We start from the raw sequence: 7,506 nt of genomic DNA, 5'->3' as shown, positions 1-7,506 counted from the left end.
CTCGATTCCATTACTCTTATTCTTTTGTTCTAACATCTCTGTTAAAACGGCTGTCAATTCAATATGTCTACGAACGTAATTTTTTGTCTTTCGCTTGTCTCTCAAAGCGGGTGCAAAACTAAAACTTCTTTTTGTTTCTCGCAAGAAAAATTTGAAAAAATTTGAAACTTTTTTTTCGCCTCATTTTTTGTTTTTCTTACCAGTCTTTCAAGGAACTTTCCGTGTTTTGCGGGGTGCAAATGTAATACCCGTTTTCCAATCCCGCAAGCTTTTTTAAATCTTTTTTTGAAAATAAATTTTCAGTTCTCATTTAAACCCTTGTCAGTATTTCGGTGAACGTTTATCGCTGTTGCGGGTGCAAAAGTACCACCTTTATTCAGTTATCCAAGCTTTTCTGATCCCTTTTTTTGGCCTTTTTTTGATCTTTTTCTTAACTCGCTGATAACGGATTGTTTACATATTCGTTTTTTCCGGTTCCCTGTCAGGTTTTTCTGAGTTATCATGCGGTTTCTTTATTTTTAGGCGCTTTCCCGCCATCCGTTTTGAGGAGTTTTCAGCTTTTCATGCTGTTTTATGAAGAGAAATCAGCTTTTGAATACTGTTTTACCGCCGTTTTTAATCCCGCAGAGACGCAAAGACGCAAAGTTTCCTCTTTCTTTCTTCTGTTTTATTCACGATATCGCAGTTTCTTTTACTGAATTTCTTCTGGAAACCCATGCCCTAGCCCCGATAGAAGCGTAAATCCTTTTTGTGGCGGGGTTCGCCACAAAAAGATTGAAGCGAATAGCGGGATCAAGCTCCTGAAAAAAAAATCAAATCTTGAAATCCCAAATTCCAATCAAAGAGGCTTCTCCCGAAGCCTCGGGACGCTCAGCCTGACAAAAACGCTGCTTAAATATAATAAGCATAATTCTCTCCTTATATATATGTATAAAAAACAAACCCGACAGGTTTTGAAAACCGGTCGGGCAATGAAAGCAAAATCTACTCTTATTATACAGTATCATTTTCAGTACTGATATAATAAAGCAATCTTCTACATATATATATTGTTTGTATTTTTGTAATCATGTATATTTGCATTCACAAAATTATAAACAATGATCAAGATTACTTTACCCGATGGGTCAATTAGAGAGTTCGCTCAAGGCGTAACTCCAATGGAGGTCGCTAAAAACATTAGCGAAGGTTTTGCAAGAAATGTTATTTCTGCATCTTTTAATGGTACAACTATTGAAACCGAAACTCCATTAACGACCGACGGTAATCTTATTTTATATACTTGGAATGATCCTGAAGGCAAAAAAGCTTTCTGGCATTCGACTTCGCACGTAATGGCGCAAGCTCTTGAGGAATTGTACCCAGGAATTAAATTAACTCTTGGACCTGCAATTGCAAACGGTTTTTATTATGATGTTGATTTTGAAGATCAGAAAATTGTTGAAGCTGACTTTAAAAAGATTGAAGATCGTGTTCTTGAGATCTCAAGAGAGAAACATGAATTTAAAATGCGTCCGGTTAGCAAGGCTGATGCTTTAGCAATGTACAAAGACAACGTTTACAAGACTGAATTGATTTCGAATCTTGAAGACGGAACTATTACATTTTGCGATCACGCAACTTTTACTGACTTATGTCGTGGAGGCCATATTCCGAATACTGGAATCATCAAAGCTTTTAAAATTATGAGCGTTGCTGGTGCTTATTGGAGAGGTGATGAGAAAAATAAACAGTTGACTCGTGTTTACGGAACTTCTTTCCCTAAACAAAAAGATCTAACTGAATACTTAGAACTTCTTGAAGAAGCAAAACGTCGCGATCACCGTAAATTAGGTAAGGAACTTGAATTATTCGCTTTCTCACAAAAAGTTGGCCAAGGTTTACCTTTATGGCTGCCAAAAGGCGCTGCACTTAGAGAACGTTTAGAGCAATTTTTAAAGAAAGCTCAAAAGAAAGCAGGTTACGAACAAGTTGTAAGTCCACATATTGGTCAAAAGGAACTTTATGTTACTTCTGGTCACTATGCTAAATATGGAGCAGACAGTTTTCAGCCAATTCATACTCCCGCAGAAGGCGAAGAGTTTTTATTGAAGCCTATGAACTGCCCTCACCACTGTGAAATTTACAATGTAAGACCATGGTCATACAAAGACTTACCAAAGCGTTATGCTGAATTTGGTACTGTTTACAGATATGAGCAATCAGGCGAATTACACGGTTTAACTCGCGTTAGAGGATTTACTCAGGATGATGCTCATATATTCTGTACTCCAGAACAATTAGACGAAGAGTTTAAAAAAGTAATTGACCTTGTATTGTATGTATTTGGTTCGTTAGGTTTTGAAAACTTTACCGCCCAGATTTCATTGAGAGATCAAGAGAATAGAGAAAAATATATTGGTACTGATGAAAATTGGGAAAAAGCAGAAAACGCTATTATCAATGCTGCAGCCGATAAAGGCTTAAATACAGTTGTTGAATATGGCGAAGCTGCATTTTACGGACCAAAGCTTGACTTTATGGTTAAGGATGCTTTAGGCAGACAATGGCAATTAGGAACTATTCAAGTAGATTACAACTTGCCTGAGCGTTTTGAATTAACATACAAAGGTGCTGATAATGAATTACATCGCCCTGTTATGATTCACAGAGCTCCTTTTGGATCGATGGAACGTTTTATCGCAATTTTACTGGAGCACACTGCAGGAAATTTCCCACTTTGGCTAATGCCTGAACAGGCTATTATATTGTCTTTGAGCGAGAAATACGAAAATTATGCTAAAAAAGTTTTAGATTTGCTAGAAAATCACGAAATTCGCGCCCTAATTGACAACCGAAACGAAACAATTGGCAAGAAAATTAGAGATGCTGAAATGCAAAAAATCCCATTTATGCTGATTGTGGGCGAAGAGGAAGAGAAAAACGGCACAATTTCTATTCGTCGTCACGGCCAAGAAGGAAAAGGTAATATTACAGTTTCTATTGAAGAATTTGCTTCGATTGTAAACGAAGAAATAAAAAAAACATTAAAAGTTTTTACAGTTTAACTTAAATTATAAAGTCATAGCAATAAGAAGCAACAGAGGTTTTCAACCTCGCGTAGAAAAAAAAGATGCACACAGAATAAATAACAATATTCGTGGTGTACAAGAAGTAAGACTAGTAGGCGAAAACATCGAACCAGGTGTATTTAAGCTTGCAGAAGCTTTACGCTTAGCAGATCAGTTCGAATTGGATTTGGTTGAAATTTCACCAAATGCTGAACCGCCGGTTTGCAAAATCATGGACTACAAGAAATTTGTTTACGAACAAAAGAAACGTGACAAAGCATTGAAAGCTAAATCAACGCAGGTTGTAGTAAAAGAAATTCGTTTTGGTCCTCAGACAGATGAGCACGATTATGAATTTAAAAGAAAGAACGCTGAAAAATTCCTTAAAGAAGGAGCTAAATTAAAAGCCTTCGTATTCTTTAAAGGACGTTCAATCATCTATAAAGATCAAGGACAGATTTTATTACTGCGTCTGGCTACAGATTTAGAAGAACATGGTAAAGTGGAAGCGATGCCAGTTTTGGAAGGAAAGAGAATGATTATGTTCATTGCTCCGAAGAAAAAGAAATAGTGTTCAGTTTTCAGTCTCAGTGTTCAGTATTGAACTTGAAACTTTAAACTTGAAACAAAATTATAAGTAAGTAAGAATAAATTAAAACACTAGGAAAAATGCCTAAAATGAAAACAAAATCTAGCGCCAAGAAACGTTTCAAAGTTACTGGTTCTGGAAAGATTAAAAGAAAGCATGCTTTTAAAAGTCACATCTTGACTAAAAAATCTAAAAAACGTAAATTAGCTTTGACACACTCAGCGCTAGTTCACTCAACAGATATGAAAAGCATCAAACAACAATTAAGAATTATCTAATAATTCTTTAGGTTAAAAAATTATTTATATAACCTTGGAGTATGGCTTTCAAGTTCCTTTGATTCAATTCAGGACGCCTGCTACAAAAACACATTAAAATTATGCCAAGATCGGTAAATTCAGTTGCTAAAAGAGCAAGAAGAAAAAAAATAATGAAGCAAGCCAAAGGTTTCTTTGGTAGACGTAAAAACGTTTGGACAGTTGCTAAGAATGCAGTAGAGAAAGCAATGTGCTACGCTTACCGCGATAGAAAACAAAACAAAAGAAATTTCCGTGCATTATGGATTCAACGTATCAACGCTGGAGCTAGATTGGAAGGAATGTCTTATTCTCAGTTCATGGGGAAAGTTAAAGCTAATGGAATCGAATTGAACCGTAAAGTTCTTGCAGATTTAGCTATGAACCACCCAGAAGCTTTCAAAGCTATTCTTAATAAAGTAAAATAAACGTTTTATAAACTCAATTTAAGATTACTTACTTATCATAGAAAAACCATTCGTTAATTCGGATGGTTTTTTGCTTTTATAAAAGTTTCAAATCGCTCTGGCACAAAACAAAATTTAAAAAGTAACTTTGTATAAAACCAAAACAACCGTATGTACAAACCGCTTTTTGATCATATTGAAAAATTCATCCATCTCGAACCTTCAGATATTGATAAATTAGAATCATGCCTGGAGCTTTCAAAAATAAAAAAGAAAGAACATGTGTTGAAAGAAGGCCAAGTCTGCAACACCATCTATTTTATCGTTAAGGGCTGTCTAAGACAATATATCATTAATTCTAAAGGTGTAGAACAAACACTGCAATTTGGCATTGAAAACTGGTGGATTACAGACTATTTAAGTTACCACAATCATGTTCCGTCTAGTTTTTATTTGCAAGCAGTAGAAAATACAGAAGTTATTGCGATTGATAAAACTGTACTGGAAGCGCTTTTAATTGAAATTCCGAGTCTGGAACGTTACTTTAGAATTGTTTCTCAAAAATCATTTGGCGCCATGCAAATGCGGATTAAATTCTTATTTACAATGTCGGCTGAAGAAAGATACCATCATTTTAATGATCATTTTCCAGAATTTGTTCAACGTGTTCCGCAATATATGATTGCTTCTTACTTAGATTTTTCAGCTGAATTTATGAGTAAAATAAGAGCCGGAAAGATCTAGACGTATTTCTTGAAGTAGTTCAAGTTTTTTAATGCAGATATAGAGGAACTTTGTATCAAACTTTTAAAACATATCAAAATGAAATCAAGAATCGTTATCCCAACTGTTGCCCCAGAAGCTTATCAAGCATTGTTAGGTCTAGAAAAATACATGGCCACAACTTCATTAACTCCTGTACATAAAGAATTAATTAAAATTCGCGCTTCGCAAATAAATGGTTGTGCTTATTGTATCAACATGCATACAGCAGATGCAAGAAAATATGGTGTATCTGAACAGCGAATCTATCTATTAAGCGCGTGGAGAGAAGCCGACATTTATTCTGAAGAAGAAAAAGCAATCTTGGCTTTGACCGAACAAATTACATTAATCAGCAATCATGTATCTGAAGAAGTATATCAAAACGCTGCACAACTATTTGACGAAAAATATTTAGCAGAAATCATTTTAGCTATCATTACAATTAATGCATGGAATAGAATAGGAATTGCAACAGGACTGCGCGCTCAATAATTTTATAAAGATAAACTTTACAACAAATTTACAAGTACAAACCCTCCTATTCGAGGGTTTGCCTGTATATGCTTGTAAATGAGATTTCGTAATTTATTTTTTTTCGCCTAAAAACAAAATACCGTATTTATACGTGGTTGTAAGAAATATAATTTTCTATTTTTGGCGCATGGTTACAAAAAGAATACAATTTTCTTTGCCTATTTTGTTAATTCTGCTTTCATTTTTTGGCTGTCAGAAGAAAAAAGGTAGTCCAGAGAAAATTACAAATAACAAAGTCAAAATAGAAAAGATAATAAATGCAGCCGATTTATTTTATAAAAATAAACAGCTAGACAGTGCATTTTATCTTTACAATGAAGCAAGGTCAAACTGTAACCCAAATGAAGATCCTAAAAGCTATGTTTACTGCATGTATTATATGGCCGAAATTCAACAAGACCATGAAGATTTTATTGGAAGCACTATAACAGCAACAGAAACATTTCCCTTTTTAAATAAAATTACCGGTTCAGAATACGTTTGGAATATTTATAGTGTTTTAGGCAGAAATTATTATTATACTTATGATTATCCAAATGCTATTTACTATTATTCAAAAGCATTTATTTTAAAAAGTGACCCCGTTAATACACTTGAAGCAAAAAACAATATCGCTGTTATTTATATAAAACAGCACAGATTCAATAAAGCACTACGAATTTTTCTTTCAATAAATAAAGAAAAAATCATACAACAAAACCCAGCATATTATTCAAAAATACTGGATTATGTAGGGTATTGCTATTACAAGCTTAAGGACCCAAGAGCGTTGTCTTATTTTCAAAAGAGTATTGAAATAAAGTCTAAAGCAAAAGATCAAGATGGCTTAGGCCGAACTTATTATAATCTTGCTGACTATTACCAAAAGGATAATGCCGGCTTATCAATGAAGTATGCAAAATTAAGCTACGAAAACTACACTTCAGCAGGCAATATTGATGATTGTTTACTTGCTCTGAAATTGATTATAAAAAAAAGCTCCGATATAGAGACAAAGAAAAACTCACTTATTTATATAAAATTAGTAGACAGTATTTATGAAGTCAGACAAAGAGCAAAAAATCAATTTGCAAAAGTTAAATATGATTCAAAAAAAGAAAAAATTGAGAACCTAAAACTAAAGGCTCAAAAAATCAAAAATGAACTTCAAATAGAAAAACAGGAAAGAAGAAATATTATTTCATACGTCATAATCATAATAGCATTATGCCTGATTATCTTTCTTTATTTTTATTTAACTGCGAAAGCAAATCGTCAAAAAATTGAAGCAACTTATCAAAGTGAAACTCGAATTTCAAAAAAATTACATGATGAATTAGCTAATGATGTCTATCATGCAATGGCATTTGTTGAAAATAGAAATCTTTCTGTTGAAGAAAACAGTACTCATTTATTAAAGAAACTAGATGATATTTATTCCCGAACAAGAAATATTTCAAAAGAAAACAATCCGATTTTAAACAATCAAAATTATACTGTTCAGCTTAAAGAAATGATTTCCAGATTTAATACTTCAGATGTAAATCTGTTATTAAATGGGTTAGACACAATTTCGTGGAATAAAGTTGATAAGATCAAAAAAATATCGGTTTACAGAGCCGTACAGGAATTACTTGTAAATATGAAAAAACATAGTGATGCCAGCTTAGTTGTAATAACTTTTAAAGAGAAAGACAATACCATATTAATCAATTATACCGATAACGGAAAAGGAATCGATGCTACTAAATTGGTTTTAAAAAACGGTTTGCATAATATGGAGAATCGAATTCACAATATTAAAGGTGAAATTGATATTCATTCAGATCTAGGAAAAGGTTTTAAGGTTTTAATTAAATTCCCGTTATGATGATTAAGAACTTATT

At 33.4% G+C, this 7,506-nt stretch carries 7 protein-coding genes; all 7 read left to right on the top strand.

The features are described from left to right. The first annotated feature begins 1,100 nt into the window (after positions 1-1,100). A complete protein-coding gene (gene thrS / locus GKZ88_RS17475) occupies positions 1,101-3,047 on the top strand; it encodes a threonine--tRNA ligase (protein ID WP_155103620.1) in 1,947 nt (648 codons plus the stop codon). Between the two features lie 22 nt (positions 3,048-3,069). Next, entirely contained in the window at positions 3,070-3,621 is a 552-nt protein-coding gene (infC, locus tag GKZ88_RS17470) for a translation initiation factor IF-3 (protein WP_133527356.1), read from the top strand. Between the two features lie 98 nt (positions 3,622-3,719). Continuing rightward, the gene (gene rpmI / locus GKZ88_RS17465) at positions 3,720-3,917 is read left to right on the top strand and encodes a 50S ribosomal protein L35 (protein WP_007810722.1); all 198 of its coding nucleotides are present in this window, start codon (positions 3,720-3,722) and stop codon (positions 3,915-3,917) included. Between the two features lie 101 nt (positions 3,918-4,018). Further along, a complete protein-coding gene (gene rplT, locus GKZ88_RS17460; protein WP_007810721.1) occupies positions 4,019-4,363 on the top strand; it encodes a 50S ribosomal protein L20 in 345 nt (114 codons plus the stop codon). Positions 4,364-4,513: 150 nt separating this feature from the next. Then, positions 4,514-5,086 (top strand): Crp/Fnr family transcriptional regulator, encoded by a 573-nt coding sequence (locus tag GKZ88_RS17455; RefSeq protein WP_155103619.1) that lies wholly within the window; start codon positions 4,514-4,516, stop codon positions 5,084-5,086. A gap of 78 nt (positions 5,087-5,164) precedes the next feature. After that, positions 5,165-5,599 (top strand): carboxymuconolactone decarboxylase family protein, encoded by a 435-nt coding sequence (locus GKZ88_RS17450; RefSeq protein ID WP_155103618.1) that lies wholly within the window; start codon positions 5,165-5,167, stop codon positions 5,597-5,599. A gap of 169 nt (positions 5,600-5,768) precedes the next feature. Beyond that, the gene (locus GKZ88_RS17445) at positions 5,769-7,490 is read left to right on the top strand and encodes a tetratricopeptide repeat-containing sensor histidine kinase (RefSeq protein WP_230392543.1); all 1,722 of its coding nucleotides are present in this window, start codon (positions 5,769-5,771) and stop codon (positions 7,488-7,490) included. Positions 7,491-7,506 lie beyond the last annotated feature (16 nt).

It is taken from the genome of Flavobacterium sp. LC2016-01 (assembly GCF_009711135.1).
Taxonomy (GTDB): domain Bacteria; phylum Bacteroidota; class Bacteroidia; order Flavobacteriales; family Flavobacteriaceae; genus Flavobacterium.
This window is presented reverse-complemented; position numbering and strand designations above follow the sequence as displayed.

Coding starts and splice junctions, on each gene's coding strand:
- rplT (WP_007810721.1), top strand. CDS start 4,019: ATGCCAAGATCGGTAAATTCAGTTGCTAAAAGAGCAAGAAGAAAAAAA.
- rpmI (WP_007810722.1), top strand. CDS start 3,720: ATGCCTAAAATGAAAACAAAATCTAGCGCCAAGAAACGTTTCAAAGTT.
- thrS (WP_155103620.1), top strand. CDS start 1,101: ATGATCAAGATTACTTTACCCGATGGGTCAATTAGAGAGTTCGCTCAA.
- GKZ88_RS17455 (WP_155103619.1), top strand. CDS start 4,514: ATGTACAAACCGCTTTTTGATCATATTGAAAAATTCATCCATCTCGAA.
- GKZ88_RS17450 (WP_155103618.1), top strand. CDS start 5,165: ATGAAATCAAGAATCGTTATCCCAACTGTTGCCCCAGAAGCTTATCAA.
- GKZ88_RS17445 (WP_230392543.1), top strand. CDS start 5,769: ATGGTTACAAAAAGAATACAATTTTCTTTGCCTATTTTGTTAATTCTG.